Origin of the sequence: Persicimonas caeni (assembly GCF_006517175.1) — a bacterium.
GTDB lineage: Bacteria > Myxococcota_A > Bradymonadia > Bradymonadales > Bradymonadaceae > Persicimonas > Persicimonas caeni.
Window position 1 is genome coordinate 634,473 of sequence record NZ_CP041186.1, and the last position, 17,656, is coordinate 652,128.

The 17,656-nt window shown below is 65.4% G+C and carries 12 protein-coding genes; 8 read left to right on the forward strand and 4 right to left on the reverse strand.

Translation table 11 applies throughout. The features are described 5' to 3' along the window. The first annotated feature begins 115 nt into the window (after positions 1-115). A complete protein-coding gene (locus FIV42_RS02480; protein ID WP_141196142.1) occupies positions 116-2,950 on the forward strand; it encodes an ATP-binding protein in 2,835 nt (944 codons plus the stop codon). Here the strand turns inward: FIV42_RS02480 and FIV42_RS02485 are convergent. Both FIV42_RS02485 and ftsH read right to left on the reverse strand, forming a co-directional pair. Beyond that, positions 2,928-3,707 carry a CvpA family protein gene (locus FIV42_RS02485; RefSeq protein WP_141196143.1) on the reverse strand — a complete coding sequence of 260 codons (780 nt, stop codon included), beginning with the start codon at positions 3,705-3,707 and terminating at the stop codon, positions 2,928-2,930. The two genes, FIV42_RS02480 and FIV42_RS02485, sit on opposite strands and share 23 nt — an antisense overlap. Before the next feature lie 42 nt (positions 3,708-3,749). Beyond that, positions 3,750-5,774, reverse strand: coding sequence for an ATP-dependent zinc metalloprotease FtsH (gene ftsH / locus FIV42_RS02490; protein ID WP_141196144.1), 2,025 nt, complete (start codon positions 5,772-5,774; stop codon positions 3,750-3,752). A gap of 157 nt (positions 5,775-5,931) precedes the next feature. Here ftsH and FIV42_RS02495 point away from each other — a divergent pair, with 157 nt between their 5' ends. After that, complete coding sequence (locus FIV42_RS02495; protein WP_141196145.1) at positions 5,932-6,609, forward strand: hypothetical protein; 678 nt, start codon at positions 5,932-5,934, stop codon at positions 6,607-6,609. A 91-nt stretch (positions 6,610-6,700) separates the two neighbouring features. On the opposite strand, the gene rpsT is transcribed toward FIV42_RS02495, so the two are convergent. Further along, positions 6,701-6,973, reverse strand: a complete 273-nt coding sequence (gene rpsT, locus FIV42_RS02500; RefSeq protein WP_141196146.1) for a 30S ribosomal protein S20 — start codon at positions 6,971-6,973, stop codon at positions 6,701-6,703. 175 nt (positions 6,974-7,148) lie between these two features. Further along, positions 7,149-9,347, reverse strand: a complete 2,199-nt coding sequence (locus FIV42_RS02505; RefSeq protein ID WP_141196147.1) for a hybrid sensor histidine kinase/response regulator — start codon at positions 9,345-9,347, stop codon at positions 7,149-7,151. A 254-nt stretch (positions 9,348-9,601) separates the two neighbouring features. Here FIV42_RS02505 and FIV42_RS02510 point away from each other — a divergent pair, with 254 nt between their 5' ends. The 6 genes from FIV42_RS02510 to FIV42_RS02535 all read left to right on the forward strand — a co-directional run bounded on the left by FIV42_RS02510 (position 9,602) and on the right by FIV42_RS02535 (position 17,342). Continuing rightward, positions 9,602-10,144 carry a hypothetical protein gene (locus FIV42_RS02510; protein WP_141196148.1) on the forward strand — a complete coding sequence of 181 codons (543 nt, stop codon included), beginning with the start codon at positions 9,602-9,604 and terminating at the stop codon, positions 10,142-10,144. 82 nt (positions 10,145-10,226) lie between these two features. Further along, positions 10,227-11,288: a DNA polymerase III subunit delta gene (gene holA, locus FIV42_RS02515; RefSeq protein ID WP_141196149.1), complete on the forward strand. Its 1,062-nt coding sequence runs from the start codon at positions 10,227-10,229 to the stop codon at positions 11,286-11,288. A gap of 12 nt (positions 11,289-11,300) precedes the next feature. After that, positions 11,301-12,605 (forward strand): hypothetical protein, encoded by a 1,305-nt coding sequence (locus FIV42_RS02520; protein WP_141196150.1) that lies wholly within the window; start codon positions 11,301-11,303, stop codon positions 12,603-12,605. A 23-nt stretch (positions 12,606-12,628) separates the two neighbouring features. After that, positions 12,629-13,066, forward strand: a complete 438-nt coding sequence (locus FIV42_RS02525) for a J domain-containing protein (RefSeq protein WP_141196151.1) — start codon at positions 12,629-12,631, stop codon at positions 13,064-13,066. Beyond that, entirely contained in the window at positions 13,063-15,696 is a 2,634-nt protein-coding gene (locus FIV42_RS02530) for an Hsp70 family protein (protein WP_141196152.1), read from the forward strand. Before FIV42_RS02525 ends, FIV42_RS02530 begins: the two co-directional genes overlap by 4 nt. Beyond that, a complete protein-coding gene (locus tag FIV42_RS02535; protein WP_141196153.1) occupies positions 15,693-17,342 on the forward strand; it encodes a hypothetical protein in 1,650 nt (549 codons plus the stop codon). Before FIV42_RS02530 ends, FIV42_RS02535 begins: the two co-directional genes overlap by 4 nt. The last annotated feature ends 314 nt before the right edge of the window (positions 17,343-17,656 follow it).

A 17,656-nucleotide genomic window follows, 5' to 3' on the forward strand; every position in this document is an offset into this window, starting at 1 on the left:
GAAACCGTCTGAAACTTTGTGGCCGAAAGTCCATAAAACTGAGAAATTGCGCACGTCATTGCTCCACGACGTCGGCGCGTTATCATGAGCGCCAAGTATCGAGACTGGAGAGACGGTGAGCTACGCGACACGCCTCAATCAAACCCGCGCACAGTTATTCGGAAGAGAGTCAGAGCTCGACGAGGTCTTGGACGCTCTGGACGAGGGCTCTGGATATGTGGGCATCTACGGTCCACCCGGCGTCGGAAAATCCGCCCTGGCGAGGCGTGTAGCAGCCGCCTGGATCGCGCGCGATTGCGAGGTGGCCTTTGTCGACGCACGTGCGACCGGCGACTTCGACACGCTGCTCGACGCGCTCGTCCACGCCTTGTCGATGCCGCCGGTCGCCGAATTCGAGCGCGAGGAGGTCTTCGAGCAGTTGACGCGCGCGCTTCGGGAGCGTTCCGAGATCTTGGTGGTGCTCGACGACGTCGAGAGGGTGCGCCCGCAGGTCGCCGCCTTGCTCGCTCGGCTGCAAGCCGCTCCGGGGCTGCGGGCCGTGGTGACCTCGCGCGTGCCCGTCGAAGGCGTCGAGCTGCTCGCCCTGCCCCTGAGACCGCTCGAGGAGGACGCAGCCGTCGCCCTCTTCGAGGCCCGCGCACGTCGCGCTCGGCCCGAGTTTCGCGCCGCGCAACTCGAAGAAGGCGCTCTGCGCACTCTGATTCTACAGCTCGACCACCTTCCGCTCGCCATCGAACTCGCCGCCGCGCGCCTGGCGATCATGACGCCGCAGGCGCTGCTCACGCGCCTCGGTGAGCGACTCGGCAAGCGCTTGCAGTTGCTTCGGCCAGGTCACGCCGCCGGTGCGCGCGCGCCGATGGCGCTCGAAGAGGCGATCGCCATCTCCTGGGAGATGCTCGATGACGTCCAAAGGTGCGTACTCAGCCAATGTGCCGTCTTCGAGGGCGGCTTCGAGCTCGCCGCGGCCGAGGAAGTCGTGGCGATCGACGACGAGAAGTTATGGGTGGGCGATGTATTGCAGTCTCTCGTGCTGCAATCGTTGCTCGTCACCAGCCACGACGAGCCTACCCAAGAGATGCGCTTCACACTTCTCGAGAGCATTCAAGAGTTCGCCCTCGCCCATGGCGACGACACACAGCTCGAAGACGCGCGCCGACGGCACAGCGAGCACTTCTACGAGCGCGGTCGAGCGTGGGCGGCACAAGTGCGTGGTCAGAGTGGCGAGGCCGCCCTCGCCTGCCTTATCGGCGAGTCAGCCAATATCAACGCCGCCTGCGAGCGCCTGGCGCCTGCCAAGGCGGCCGCGTTGACGCTGACGCTCGAGCCGACCTTCGAGGTTCGCGGCCTGCTCGGTTCCTATCTGGAGCGCATCGATGCTCGGCGCAAAAAGTGTGAGAGGAGCGACGGCGTATGGCCTCACGCCCGCGAAGCGATCACGCGAGCGCGACTCCTCAGCCTCGCCGGCCGACTTCAGGAAGCGCTCGCGGAGATAGAGCCTGCGCTAGAAAGTGCAGCACCGAGCACACCGCTCCGCCCTGAAACGCTCCTACAGCGTGGTCGAATCCTGAGAGCCCTCGGGCGTTTGCAAGAGGCTCGCGTTGATTGGAGTCGCGGCCTGGAAGAGTGCGAAGCGCCCTTCTGGCGATTTCAGTTGCAGAACGAACTCGGCCTCCTCGAGCTCAACCGCGCCCGCTTCGGTACTCCGAGAGCCGAAGACGAGGAGGACGCCCTCGCCAAGGGGGCCGAGCTTCTGGCCGAGGCGTACGAACTCGCCTGCAGACACACTCACGCCCTCTACCGCGCTCGACCGGCGGTCGGCTGGGCGCTCGCGCTCCACGAGACCGGCGAGACGGCCCGGGCCACACGTCTCCTCGCCGACGAACTCGAAAGGCAAATCGACGCCGGCTACCGAAACGGCGAGCTCCTCTGCCGCCACCACATGGCGATGCTCGAATTCTATGCCACCCACTACGACCGCGCCCTCGAATTGGCCGACGAAGTCGACCATGGGCTCGCCCAGGCAGGGCTGACTGCCAGAAGAGCGCGCAACTTGTCGTACGCAGCGATCTACGCCAACGCCGCCGGCCGCCTCGACGAAGCCGCCGACTTCATCGCCCGTGCGCTCGACGCCGCCGCACTGAGCGGCCAAGAGGTCACCGCCCTCGTCGCCGACGTTCAGGGTCTGATGGTCGCCTGGGAGCGAGGCGACGAAGACACCATGCACGCCCACCTCGATCGTGGCCGCAGGACGGCCGACTCGGTCGGATCGCCGGGCCACGCCGCGTTTCTCGACGCCTACGAGGCGTTTCTTCTGGCTGCCGACGGTCGCCTCGAGACAGCCCGGGAGCTCGGCGAGTCCGCCATCGAACGCCTGCGCACCGCCGCCGAGTACCGTGGCGAGCGCGGCGACCACGTCGCCCGCGCCTGGGCGGCCACGTTGGAACTCTCGGCAACTGATATCCACCTCGAGGCGGGACGCTGGAGCCGCGTCTACGAGGCACTCGGCGCCGTCGACGGCCTCGCCGACCTCCCCGAAGACGCACTCACCGCCGTGGCGCGCCGCCACGCGCAGCTAGCCGCCGAGCGCGCGCGCGCCGACTACGACCTTCCGGAGGCCCCACCGTCACAGGTACTGCGTATCGGTTCCGACGGTCACACCTTCCAGCTCGGCGACCACGACCCGGTCAATCTGTCGAGCCGCGCCCCACTTCGACGCGTGCTCGGCGAACTCGTCGAACGCGCGTCCGCCGGACGACCCTCGGCCGACGTCGACGCCTTGGTCGCCGCAGGCTGGCCGGGCGAAGCACTCGAGCCGACCTCGGCTGCCAACCGCGTCTACGCCACGATTCGCATGCTCCGAAAGCAGGGCCTCGACGGCATCATCGTGACCGACGATGACGGATACAGATTGGCGGAAGGCGTTTGGGTCAGGAGTGAACCGGACTCATGAGCTCTTTGAGAAGCGACTCCCAGTCGATCGAGCTCAACGTCTGCGTAATCTTGTCGTCGCTCAAGGCGGCGCGCACTCGCGGATCGGCGAGCGTGACTGGATAGTAGTCGTCGACGACGGCCTGCATGAGCGCGGGGTCGTCGGTGAGCATGGCGATGGCGTCCTTGCGCAAAAAATCGGCCGCGCGGGGGTGGTCGTGCAAGACGCGCTCGCGGTCGAGTTCGTCGGCGTAGTAGCGAACCTTGAGCGCGGTGTGCAGCTCGGAGAGCTCGGGGAGCTGCCAAGGGGCGAGGATATTGTGCTCGATGACGAATTCGGTGGCGTGGCCGCCGCGAAGCCCCATGGCGTTCGACGGGTCGAGCTTCTCGGCGGGTACTTGCAACAGCGCGAAGACGGTGAGCACGAAGTAGATGAGAAGTGTGCCCTTGATGGCGCCGATAGTACCGCCGCCGAGCTTGTCGAGAAGGGTCAGATGCTCGCTGGTGGCGTGCATGGCGCGCACGATCAGCCAGCCGGTCAGGGCGACCGCCACGTAGATGAGGATGCCGGCGACAAAGAGCGAGGTCGCCTCGACCACCGGGCGCGACAGTTCGGTGTCGGCGAACATGATGTCGCGCACCATCACCGCACCGTACGGAGCGCCCACGACGGCCAAGACAGCGGCCGCCACGCGGCCGACCTGCGAGACCGCGCCGGCTCGCCACCCCAAAAAGATGGCCACGGCGAACAGGAAAATGGCGATTATATCGACGGTCATCGACTTCTACGTCCCACCGACTGCCCCTGGTGGGCAGCGGCCTTATTCAGAACCCGCGTCCTCGGCACTCTCCGGCTCGGAGGTCGGCTCTAGCTTCGACTCCGGAGCGGCGGTGCCGCGGGCGGTCGAGCGCGGCTCGACGTTGCCGTCAGCCGCCTTCTCGAAAGGAAGAACTCGGCCGAGCATCTCGCCGAGTTCGTCGCCCTCGAGGACTTCGTTCTCTTTGAGGTGTTCGGCCATCTCTTCCAAAAGATCGCGGTTCTTCTCCAGAATCGCAACCGTCTTGCCGTACAAGTCGTCGATGAGCTCGTGGACCTCGCGATCGATAGTGATGGCAGTGTCCTCGGAGTACTCCTTGCCGGCGAAGGGGTTCATGCCGCCTTTGGAGTCGTCGCCGTAGCTGACGTTGCCGAGTGTGTCGCTCATGCCGTAGTCGCGCACCATGCGCTTGGCGATGTCGGTGACGCGTTGCAGGTCGTTGGCCGCGCCGGTGGAGATGTCACCGAAGATGATCTGCTCGGCGGCGCGACCGCCCAGAAGCCCGCAGATCTTGTCGCGAAGCTCGTTGCGGGTCATCAAATAGCGGTCCTCGAGAGGCACCTGTAGCGTGTAGCCCAGCGCGCCGATGCCGCGCGAGACGATGCTGACCTTGTGGACCGGGTCGGCCTCCTCGAGCGCGCCGGCGACGATGGCGTGGCCCGACTCGTGGTAGGCGACGATGTCCTTCTCTTTTTCGTTGAGCCGGCGACTCTTCATCTCCAAACCGGCGATGACGCGCTCGATGGCCTCTTGGAAATCGGTCATCTCGACGGCGTCTTTGCTCTTTCGGGCAGCCATGAGCGCCGCTTCGTTGACCAGGTTCGCCATATCCGCCCCCACAAAGCCCGGGGTTTGGGCAGCGACGATGCTCAAGTCGACGTCGTCGGACACGACAATCGAGCGGGCGTGCACCTTCAAGATGGCCAGGCGACCGCGCTTGTCGGGCCGGTCGACGCCGACCTGGCGGTCGAAGCGTCCGGCGCGAAGAAGCGCCGGGTCGAGGATCTCGGGCCGGTTGGTCGCCGCCAGCAAGATGACGCCGCTTCGAGAGTCGAAGCCGTCCATCTCGACCAGAAGCGCGTTGAGCGTCTGCTCGCGCTCGTCGTTGCCCTGATAGCCACCGGCGCCGCGTTGCTTGCCGATAGCGTCGAGCTCGTCGACGAAGATGATGCACGGCGCGCTGTTCTGGGCCTGCTCGAACAGGTCGCGCACACGGGCTGCGCCCACGCCGACGAACATCTCGACGAAGTCCGAGCCGCTCAGATTGTAGAAAGGAACGTCGGCTTCGCCGGCGACGGCGCGCGCCAAGAGCGTCTTACCGGTACCCGGCGGGCCCACCAGCAGCACGCCCTTGGGGACCTTGCCGCCCAGGCGGGTGAACTTTTCGGGCTCCTGCAAAAACTCGACGATCTCGGCGAGCTCGGCCTTGGCCTCCTCGCAGCCGGCCACGTCGTCGAAGGTCACCCCTGTGCCCTCTTCTTTGTAGGCCTTCGCCTTGCTCTTGCCGAACTGCATGGCCGGCGAGTTGGGCCCGCCCATGCCGCTCATGCGGCGCATGAAGAAACTCCACAACAAAAAGAGCACGAACAGCGGCGCGATCCAGATCCAGAAAAACGACCCGTCACAACCCGGATCGTACTGAGCTTCGACCTCGACGTTGTTCTCGTCGAGCAGCGGCACCAGCGATTCGTCGTCCTCGACGCGCACGGTGCGCCAGACGTCGAACTCCTTGTCGGTGCCCTCCCTGGCTTCTTTGAGCGCCTCTTCCGTGGGCTCGGCCAGGATAATCTTTTGTTGCTCTTTGAAGGTGACCGACTCGACCTTGCCGGCGGTGACCTTCTCTTTGAGCTCGCTATAGGGGATAACCTTCCCGGCAGGCTGCTGCAGCTGGTGGATCACCAGCATGACGCCCAGCACGAGGAGCAGCAAAATCCAGGTAAGGCGGCTAGAAAAAAGCCCCTGGTTTGGCTCTTCGTCCGGATTCGGGGGGCGGTTTTGGTTGGGCCCGCGATTTTGCAGATTGTTCATCAACTACTCCATTGAACTTGCCGACCGGCGAGCACAACTTAAGACCTGGACACCGCGTGTCAACGCCGCACAACACGCATCCAAGCACAGCCCCGGCTTGCCACACTGGCATATCATACTGCTGCAAAGACATTTGAAACCGGACGCCGATGCGCGCATGATGGAACAACGAAGGTCGAACCTCCACCTGAAGGCGATTCCAATCATGGCGCGACTGCATTTCTGGCGGCCCAGTCTCCTGACCGCATGCACCTGCTGGCTCCTGCTGGCCGGTGCAGGCTGCGCGGCGAGCGACGACGCCGAGTTCACTATCGGCAGCGTCGAACGCTACGAAGAATGTCTGACTACTGCCTCGCCGATACGCCCGAAGATGCTCGCCGCGCGAGAGCGCGTCAACACCATCGGGGTGTTCATGCAGACCGACCACCGGCTGCCATCCGTAAGCGATCTGGTCTACCTCGAGGTCTACCAACCGAAGCTGGTGCGCTCGCGGCTGGGCGAGCCGTTCGAACTGGCTGACCCGCTCGAACTCGAGGACGACGAAGAGTTCGACGAGCCGCCGGTCATCCGCGGGGTGATCGCCTTTTCGGAGACCTGTCCCGAGCTCAAAGAGACCTTCGCCCTGCGAGGCACCGTCGTCTTCAACCAATTGGGGGCCGAGAACGGCGCTATCGTCCAGGGAGAACTCGTCGACGGGGTGATCGTAAGCACGCGCGACGAGAACGTCGTGGCGCGTGATGTCACCGGCTCGTGGGAGTTCACCGTCGATACACGCCGGCCGAATCAGTACTTCCCGAGCTACCGCGAAGAAATTCCCCGCGGGCCGCTGCCCTGAGCGAGCGCCTGCAGACCAGCCAAAAAAAATCCCGCGGTCAAAACCGCGGGATTTTCTTTTCGGTGCGCCTCGAAACGAGGTCGCGCGAGCCTTACTCGCCCGACTGCGCTTCGCTGAGTCGCTTGGCAAGTCGCGAGACTTTGCGCGACGCGCGCTTCTGCGGGATCACGCCCTTGGACACAGCGCGGTCGTAGGTCGACTCGACGTTGCGCAGTTGGGTGGTCGCCGCTTCGAGATCGCCGTTTTCGAGCGCCTCGCGGAACTTGCGGGTCTGGGTGGTCAGGGTGCTTCGAACACCTTTGTTGCGCATCCGACGCTTGGCGTTCTGGCGCATCCGTTTTTCGGCAGACTTATGTGTCGGCACGATGAACTCCTTCTCTCAGCTCTGTGGGTTCGCTCTTTCGCTTTTTCGAACGGGCAGATGCCCGTGACAATTTCACATCTGCCCCGGCGTCCAGAACGACGAGGCCGTTTATGGAACGGAGTCCACTAGCACCGCCTTCCCAAAGTGTCAAGGTCGTGCATATCAAAGCTGGCCTTCAGGCCGCGCAGACGCCGGCGACGACCTCGCGGAACTCCTTGATGTCGAACGGCTTGAGGATCACCGGCCGGTCGGTGGTGCGCACGAAATCGTTGCTTCGCTGGGTGAACGTGCCCCCGGTGACAAAGACCATGCGTTGCTCGAGCGCGGGGACATGGTCGCGAATATGCTCGTAGACCTCGACGCCACTGACGTCGGGCATGAGCAAATCGCAGATGACCACCTCGAAGGACGTGTCGCGCTCGAGCAAATCGAGCGCCTCGCGCCCGCTGTGGACGGCCACCGGCTCGAATCCCGAGCCGAGCACGCGCGCGACCGTTCGGCAAACACCGGGCTCGTCGTCGATGATGAGCGCCCGCCCCAGATAGCCCTCGGTGCTCACGGGCGTCTCGAACTCGCGAGAAGGGTCGGCCTGCCGGGTCGATGCGGGCAACAGGACCCGGAAGATGGACCCCTGCCCCGGCGTAGTCTCGAAGCCGATCTCACCGTCGTGATCGCGCACGATATTGCGGCAGATGAACAGCCCGAGACCCATGCCTTCGTCTTGCCCCTTGGTCGAAAAGAACGGGTCGAAAATCCGCGTCTTGACGGCGTCGGCGATCCCCTCGCCCGTGTCGGCCACTTCGACGACGACCTGGTCTGCGGCCTCGTCGTAGCGGATCGTCACCCGAACCTCGTTCTGGTCGACGGCGCCCTCCGGAATGGCCTGAGCCGCGTTGACCACCAGGTTGAGGAAGACCTGAGCCAGGTTCGCCTCGTTGGCCTCGACCGCCGGCACCTCGTCGAAACGGGTCACCAACTTGGCTCGGTGGCGCAGGTGATTGTCGGCCATCTTGAGCGCCGACTGCATCAACTCGCATACGTCGAGCGGCCCGACGAGCTTGGTCTCGGGCGCAGAAAACGTCCCCAGGTCGGCCACGATGGTGCGAATGCGGTCGGTTCCCTCGCGGATGTCCTCGAGCGCCTCCACGAGATCTTTGTGACTCAGAAAGTCGGTCCTGCCTTCGCCGGCCCCATTCTTGCGGTATTTGCTGGTGCGACTGAGCAAGAACTCGGTGTTTGAGTGGACGTAAGCCAGCGGGTTGTTGATCTCGTGGGCGACCCCGGCCGCCAACGTGCCCACGGCGTTCATGCGGTCGAGGTGCATCATCTTGCCCTGCACCTCTTTGCGCTGAGTGACGTCGCGCACCAAGCAAAAGCAGGCGTCGCGACCGTCGTAGGCACCATGCGTGCCGGTCACCTCGGCGACGACCATCTCGCCGTCGGCGCGCAAAAAGCAGTATTCTTTGTAGGGGATGTCTTCGCCGGCGCAAATCTGGTCGAGCAACTCACCGAACTCGGCGCGCTCGTTACTGGCGACCAAGCTCACGAGCATCGAGGAGAGCAGCGCCTCTTCCCCCTCGTAGCCCAACATCTTACGAAACGCCGGGTTGGTCGCCACCACCTTACCTTTGCGGAACACCACGATGCCGTCCGGTGAGTGGGCGATCAGACTCTTCAAGCCTTCCTTGCTGCGCTGCAGCGCTCGGTCTTTGGCCGCGCGAAGTTCGGCTTCGATCCGACGCTTGACCTCTTCTTCGCGGCGTACCCGTTCGACCAACCAGCGTTGCAATCCTGCGTTGAGCACGAAGAGTTGCGGCAGCAAGATCACCAAGGCCAGCAATCCGATGAGGTTGGTCAGACTCTCCTCGTCGACCTGCATTTTGGAGACGAACTCCACGCCCATCGCTTCGGCCGCGGTGTACCCGGCCACCAGCGCAAAAGACGCGGCGATCCACCCCACGCAAGAGCGCCAACCGCCGAAGATGTAGCCAATGACCGGCACGAGCGGCAGCCACTTGAGCGTGGGAGCGTCGACCCCGCCCGTGTCGTAGGCCACCGCCGCCAACAAGGCCATCAGAATGAAGGCGAGCGCGTTTCCGCCGAACGTCACGCTGCGATGCTTGAGGCACAAATAGAGAATGGGGCACACGAGGACCGAAGCGCCCAGGTACATCAGCGCAAAGCTGATGTCGTCGAGCAGCCACGCGATGCCGCCGAAGATGGGTCCCCACACGCAGACGGCGAGTGCCGAAAGCACGAGCACACGCGCACGCAACCCCTCGATACCCGTGCTGTTTCGGTGATTGGCCGGCAGAAGCCTGTCGACCCAGGGATGGAAAATCAGGGGATTGGAGGCACTACTATCGTTTCCCACAGCACAATCTCGAACATCAAAGAAGGGGAACGACCGCCCAATCGACTCGTTGGCGAGGCAGACGTTGCGTCCGTGCGCTACAAGAGCGCGAAGCCCCTAGAGAATAACAGACAAATTACGTTTCAAAAAGCAGAAGCCTCGATGCTCACGTGGAGCTTTCGCCTCCTGACGCAACCTTTTGAGACGACCAAGACTCGAAGCGCCGGGGCGTCTTGTGGTAAGAGCGAGCCATGAGACGGTTGACGCATAGTTTGATGAACGCACACTCTCGGGGCGCCCTATTGAGATGGCGAAGCGCGATCCTGCTCGGGCTGCTGGTGCTCTGCGCCGGCTGCGGCCACTACGGCTTCGCCGAGGCGAAGGCCCCGGGGCACAATCGGGCCAACTCGGTTGTTTCAGACTCGGTTGTCTCGGTGTGGACGATTGCAGCGCCGGCCGACGAAGGCATCGACTCCGCCCGACTGACTCGTGCCTTGGTCGGCGCGCTCGAGAGGCGAGGCCAGGCCGCGCGGTGGCAAGCCGACGCACGAGGCGTGTCGATTCGCTGCTCCGTCTCTCAGAGCGAGGTCGAGAGCTTCAACGAGACCCTCTTTGGTCGGGCGACAGTCCGCTGCCACGTCGCCCGGGCGGACGCGTCCGTCGACGACATCGAGGCGAACGGGCGCTACACCGCCTCGACCGGCCCGGGAGCGACGGCTCTCGTGGCGGGCCACGCCCAAATCCAAGAAGCGGCCGCGCTCGACGCGCTCGAGGCGGTCGCCGATACGATTGTGCGTCGTGGTCTTACCACCGAGTGAATCGCTCGCTCTTTTGTGCTAACTGGTAGTGCTCTCGACGCCGCCTCGCTGACGTAAACTAATGGGCTCGACGAAGTGAATCATGGGAAAGAAACTCGACAGCGCACGTAACTTCTTTCGGAAGCTCAAGAAGAGCGAGCCCGCCCCCGTCTATTTTGTGTGGGGTGAAGAAACCTACATGCTCGACGAGGCGGTCGACGCGATCATCGAGCACGCCGCCCCCGGCGGAACCAACGACTTCAACTTCGACTCGTTCCACGGCCGCAACACCAGCGGCGAGTCGATTGTGTCGGCTTGTGAGATGCTGCCGATGATGGTCGAGCGCCGGCTGGTCGTCGTTCGCGACGCCCAAGAGCTGCCGATGTCCGAGCTCGAGCAGCTCGGCTCGTATCTGGACGACCCGTCGCCCACGACCTGCCTGATCGTCCACGCGCGCACCGCGCAGAAGAAGCTCGACGGGCGCAAGTCGATCGTCAAAAAGCTCAAGAAGGCAGGCGTAAGCTGCGAGTTTGCGAGCCTCTACGAGAACGAAGTCGGCGAGATCCTGCACAAGCAGGCCGGCCGGCGCGATCTGCGGCTGACGCCGGCGGCGACCGCCTACCTCATCGAGGCGGTCGGCACCGACCTCGCCTCGCTCGACAAGGCGATGGACAAGCTCGATTTGTACGTCGGCCAGTCCGACCAATCGCCGCGCCACGTCGACGACGACGTGGTGCGCGAGGTCGTCGCCGACACGAAGGTGCGCTCGGTCTTCGACCTGACCGACGCCTTGGGAGATCGCAAATTCGAGGAGGCGCTCAAGATCTTGGACAGCATGCTGCTCAACGGTGAGCCGCCGCTTCGCATCCTGGCGATGATCGCCCGGCATTTCCGCATCGTCGCCAAGCTGCACGACCCGTCGGTGCGAAACGAGAGCCGCAACAACAAGGCGCGCGCCGTGGGTGTGGTCCCCTACTTTTTGAAGGACTACCAACGCCACGCGTCGAAGTTCTCCCCGCGCGACATCGAAGCGATTCGCGGCCGGCTGCTGGAGGTCGACACCGCGCTCAAGTCGAGCGGACTCGATGACCGAACGGTCATGGAGCGACTGCTGTACGATATCTGTTTTCGAGCCAACAAGTCTTCGAGTCGCGCTCACGGCTGACGAGGAAGATCGGTGGAGCACTGGACCCGACATCACCGCGCGCTGCTCAACGCGCTTCGAGCCGACGAGCTTGTCCCCAAGCTGGTCGCGCGGCTCTCTTTGGAGCGATGCGCTGCGCGCCCCGACGACGCTCGCCTGCTGCGCGACTGGATCGCCTCGCTGCGTCGAGACGCCGGCTGGGAGGTCCTCGAGCCACAACTCGACCGGCCGCGCGCCTTCCCCGACGCCTGGCGCCGCGCCGTCGAGGCGGGCTTCTCGCCGCGCACCGACCACCACCACGCCCTGCTCTTCGAGCGCTTCTGCAACGATCTGGTCGCCCAACAGGACATGGAGGTCGCACGCTACGCCTGGGGCGAGTGCATCGATGCGTGGCTCAGGGTCTTCGCCTCCGATTATGTCGACGATCTTCTCGAGACGTTATCGGCCAAGCAGGACCACGTCCGACAGACTCTGTTGCTTCGCCTGCTCGACACACGTGAGGCCGAACTCGTCGAAGCGTTTCGACTCGACGGCGCTCGCGACGGCGACGACTTCGACCGCCGCCGCGCCATCTTTGGGTGGGAGGCGCTCGAGACCCTGCAGAAAAAGCTCGACGAGTCCTCGGCCGAGCACCCGGCGCTGTCGTGCCTGCGCGATCAGGTCGACCAAGCCTGCATCCGGCTGCGAAACAAGCTCGTCGGTCGATTCGACGCGATGATGGACGCCGTCGACCTGTCCGAGGATGACGCCGAGGCCGTCGTCTATCCGTTCCAGTGGATCCGCGAGGTGTGCACCATCGTGCCCATCGACGCGCGCATCGCCGCACGCGTCGTCGGCGCCGCGGTCGACATCGGCTGGAAGCTGCGCAAACTCGAAGTGGACGACGCCGACGACTTGATGAGCGAGTTGCTCGTGCTCGCCAGCCCCTTCAACGAGCAATTGTGCGGGTTTATCGACAGCGGCGAGGCCTTCGGCCACAACTCGACCTGCGCGGACTTCTTGGTCTTTCAAGGCGAGCAGCAAAGCTCGGGCGCGCGCCGCGAGAAACACTTCGAGCGTGCGCTCGAGATGTGCCCGGGCCACCGCAACGCCTCGATGATGCTGTCGTACGAGAAACTGCGCGAGGTCAGCGATCTGTTGCTTCGCATTCGCATGATGCCCGCGGCGCTCAAGCTGTTGCCCGGCGCCTCCGATCGCGTCGGCACGGTCTTCGAGAGCGCCACCGAGTTGCTCGACGACGCCGAGGCGCTGTTCCCGTCGAACGAAACCATCGCCGAGTACCGCCACGAAATCGTGGCCGAAGCCGAGCGACTGGGCACCTCGCTCGAGGCCGAATAAATGGACTGCAATGGTGACCAACCATGAGCGATGAACGCGACGCACAAAACCCGTTCGACCGGCTCGGCGTCGACCCAACGATGACCCCGGAGCAGCTCACCGAGCGCCTGCGCCGGCTCGCCCAGCGCCTGCCGCCCGACGAGCGCGACGAGGTCCGCGCGCTGTGGCGAAAGCTCACCCTCAAGGACTCAGAGCGCGTCAAGTGGGCCTTCCTCGCCCACCCACGCAGCGACGAAACGCCCGCCGAGCCCATCGACGAGTTGCGCGGGCGCGTGCCGCCGCTGGTCGACCGGCGCGACCCGCCGCCCCTCGAAGCCACCGTCTCCGACACGCTCCTGGCCTTCGGCTGCCCCTCCGCGCCCCCGGAGACCGTCCGCCCCGAGTCAGGCTTCACATCGATGGCAGAGGAAGGTCGATCGGCCCGAAACCAAGAACCAAGAACCAAGAACCAAAAACCATGATAGACCGACCCGTCGGCATCGATCTCGGCACCACCAACAGCGCCATCGCCCTGCTTCGGCCCGAAGGCGACGACCTGCTCTTGTATCAGGATCGGCTCCGTCGAAAGACCTTTCCGTCGATGGTCGGCTGGGAGCCTCAAAAGGAGGATTTCATCACCGGCTACGAGGCGTGGAATCGGCGGGTCATGGAGCCGCAGCCGGTGGCTTCGATCAAGCGCAAGATGGGTACCCAGCAGCGCGTCGCGCTCGGCCCCCACGAGATGCTCCCCGAGGAGGTCTCCTCGAAGATCTTGGAGAGCCTCGTGGGCGACATGCGCGCGTTTCTCGGCGATAAGGTCGACGCCTACCAAGACACGCACAAGCTGGAGGTCAGCCGCGCGGTGGTCACCGTGCCCGCCTACTTCGACGCCCCGCAGATCGAGGCGACCAAGCGCGCAGGCGAGCTCGCCGGGCTCGAAGTGCTCGGCCTGCTCCAGGAGCCGACCGCCGCGGCGATGTACTACGCCTGGAAGCACGGCATCGGCGACGGCAACTTCTTGGTGTACGACCTGGGCGGCGGCACCTTCGACGTCTCCATTATCCGCTCGCTGATGGGCGAGTATCAGGTGCTCGCCATCGACGGCGACAACTACCTGGGCGGCGACGACTTCGACCGCCGGCTCGCCGAGATGTTTCGAAAGCACCTGGTCGACCAGGGCTACGAGCTCGACCTCGACGTGGCCAACAACGACGACGACCGCGTGCGGTTTACGCTGCTCGAGCGCGTGGCCCGCGAGGTCAAAGAGGCGCTGACCACCAGCGAGTTCCAGTACGTCGGCCGCCGCGACCTGTTCGAAGACCAGGCCGGCCAGCCGGTCACCCTCGACATGGAGGTGGGCCGCGAGGAGTTCGAGGAGCTCATCGAAGACCTCATCGACCAGTCGATCGAGGCGTGCGAACGCGCGCTCGACCAATCCCGTGAGCAGGCCGAAATCGGCCTGTCTGACATCGACTACGTGCTGCTGGTGGGCGGCTCGACGCACGTCCCGCTCGTGCAGCGCAAGGTGTCTGAGGCTCTGTGTGGCGGCAAGGACGGCGAGGACGGCGCGCGCGCCGAACGCCCGCTCATCGACGAGCCCGACACCTGCGTGGGGCTGGGCGCGGCCATCCACGCCGCCAACCTGTCGGGCGTGACCTGGATCGAACGCGAAGACGACGCGACGCGACGGCTGACGCTCACCTCACCGCTGTCGACCCGCCAGAGCTCGACCCACGTCGTCGGCCGCCTCGAAGGCGACCTACCGAACGGCATTCACTCCGCCGCGCTCATCGGACCGGGCGGTACGGTGAGCGCCGTTACCCGAGTGCGCGAGCGCACGGACGAGGACGACCAGACAAGCCTCGACTTCGAATTCGACGCCGTCGAGCTGGGTGATCCCAGCCGCCACGACTTCACCCTCGACTTCTGCGACGACAACGGCGACGACCTCGTCTCCTTCGAGATCTTCTTGAAGCGACTCGACGCCGAGGCGCCCTACCGGCCCACCGGCAGCGCGCTGTCGAACCCGACGGTGCTCGCCAAGGACATCTACTTGGAGGTCGCCAGCGACGGCGCCGCCGAGCGCTTCAAGCTCCTCGAGCGCGGCACGAGCTTGCCCGCCGAGCGAAGCTTCCAGTTCTACACCGCCGACAAGTCCGGCGCGGTCTTGTTGAGGCTGTTCCAGAACCGCTACCCGATTCGCACGATTCACTTGGACGTGCCCCACGACACCGAGGTGGGCACGCCGGTCGACCTGACGGTCAAAGTCGACGAGTCGATGACGATGGTCGCCACCGGCGAAATCCGCGGGCAGACCTTTTGGGCGCAGATCGAGCCGCCGCCCGAGCGAAAGATGCGCGACTGGGCCGAGATCGAGGATCTCCTCGATGCGGCCGAAGAAGTGCGCGAAAAGCTGTGGGGCCTCGAGGCAAAGCTGTACGCCAAGAAGGTCGACTCGCTCCTGGCCGGCATCCGCGAGACCGCGCGCACCGACCCCGACAAGCTGCAGGTGCTCGTGCGCCGGCTCGAGGGCGAGCTCGAGGATTATCGCACCCGCGACGTCGAGCTGACGCCGGCCTACTCGCGCTTCCAGACGCTGCTCAACGCCATCAAGCGCGTGGTCTACCGCGGCGACGACAGCCAGCCCCTGGGCCGCACGCTCGACGACTGGCGCGCCCACCTGAGCGAGGTCGAGGCCAACGCCGACGCCGCCTGGCGCGCCAAAGATCAAAAGGCGTGGAGTCAGGTCTTCGATCAGGTCCAGGCGACCTGGGAGAGCCTTGCCCAGGAGGAGTATCGCTTCACCGCCACGAACACGCCCGAGTACGTCCAACGGCTGTATCTGGGGCTGAGCCGACGCATCGAGGAACTCAAAGAGACGCTCGACGAGTTCGCGCTCGCCGGCAACCCCGAGACCGCCAAGCTGCAGCGCCGCGAGATCATGCATATCCAGGCCGAGCTCGAGGACAACGTCGAAGAGCCCCTGTACGAGCTCGACCCGCAAGACAACCCCGGCGAGCTCAAGCCCAAGCTCGCCCGCTTGGCCGAAATCTTGGCGCGCCTCGAAAAGCGCGTCGACGAACTGCCCACTCTGGGACTGGTGCGCCGATGAGCCCGATTGCCGACACAGACACTTCGATGGCGACGACGCCCACATTTGCCACCCTCGAGAACGAGATCGACGGGGTCGTGGCCAACGCGCGCATCTCGTTCGCGCTGACCACCGCCCAACGCGCCGCCGAGCACGGCGAGTGGTCGCGCGCGGTGGAGTCGCTCGAGAAGCTCGCCGAGAAGTTGAGCACCTGGGACGTCCCCCGCGAGGCGTGGTGTGAGTTGCTCGTCGCGGCCGCCTGGTACGCCGTGCGCGGCTCGAACGTCGCCGCGCTCACGCCGCTCTTCGAAGGCTTCGCCGAGCGCGCCTGGCCCGGTCCCAAACACGCGAAAGACCGCCAGTCGATGCCCTGGGAGTTGCAGGAGGCCTTCGACGAAGCCGATCGACGCGGCCGCTACGACGCCGGCCACAGGCTCGGCCGCCTGGTCACCGCCCTCTACCCGAGCTGCCCCCTGGGGAGCTACGCCACGGCGCATTTCGCCGAGCGCAACGCCCAGATCCACGGCCACAACGTCGACACCGCCGAGGTCGCCGCCGACTTCGAGCAGGCCGCCCAACTCGCCGACGCCCTCGACATGCCGGCGACGAAGGAGCGCGCCCTGCTTCGGGCCGGCGCCCTGAGGCTTCGCACGGGGACGGGACGCGAGCGCGGCCGGGAGCTGATGCGCGAGGTCGACCCGGCCCACTTCGACCGACCCGACCGCCTCTGGTACGCCGTCGGCATGGCCCACAGCCCCTTTTGGCTCGACCGCGTGCGTGCCGCCGACGCCGTGCTCGCCGTCGCCGAGCAAGACGCCGATCCCGACCAAAAACCCGCGCGCGACACGACCGACACCGCCGCATACCTACTCGACTGCGCCCCCATCGAGCTCCAACCCCTCGAAATCGACCGCTTCGAGGCCCTCGCCGACGCACTCGGCGGCCAGGCCAAGGAGCTCAAGCTTCGCTCCCACCTCGAAGGCATCGCCTCGGCGCCGGCCACCCAGGCCGGCGAGGCGGCCGATATCTTGGCGCAATCCTACGGCGACGACGCCACCGACGCCGAGCGCGCCCAGATCGCGTTTTGCCGGGCCGCGAGCGATCTGGTGGCCGACGGCGAGCACACCGGCCTCGACGAAGGCACGGTCGAGCGCGTCCGCAACGCGTTCCCCGTGGCGGCCAAGGTCCTCGAGGTCCTCGAGCCCGCCGTCCGAGCGGACGCCCCCAAGCTGGCCACCGCGTTGGGTGAGCTCGAGGGACTCTTCCGCAAACGCGGGCCTGCGAAACGCAATCTGGGCGCGCTCGGCCCCATCGCCCTGCTCTGGCCGCACGTCCTCCCCTTGCTGCGCGAGCTTCGCGACGACGAAGACGTCGACCCGACGACGGTGCGACGCATCGAAGCCTCCACCAAGGAAATCCTCACCCGCTGGCTCCCCAAGGCCGCCACCCCGGGCTACGGATGGTGGGCCCTCGCCGCCAACCTACTCACCCACGACCTCCCCGACGCCGCCGCCCAGGCCGCACGCCGCGCCCTCGACCACGGCGAATCGGTCGGCGACGACCTCGAACGCCGCGTCATCGCCGCCATACTCGACCGCGCCGTGCGCGGCGGTGAGCCCGAGGCGATGCTGGAGTGGTTGGAGGTGGCGGAGGCGTTGAGGCCGTGAGGCCGCTGAGGGCACGGAACCACGTTCCCCGACGAAGCCCATTCCATGCGGCTCTGCGCTGGCCTCGACCAGCGCTGGAAGCGCTGCCTCCGAACTCGACGCGATCGGCAGTTCGGCTCCAGAACCACGCTCGTTAACACGACCCCCAAATCGTAGTTTGTCCGCTCAAATAGACGTTCGGGCTCTGCAGAATGTTCGATACGAACACCTTGCAAGGCCGCGGCGCTATTTGGGCAGACAAACGACAATTTGGGGGTCGTTTTGTTGGGGCGTTTGGGTGGTTGAAGCGAGGAAACGGGGTCAGCCCCCGTGTT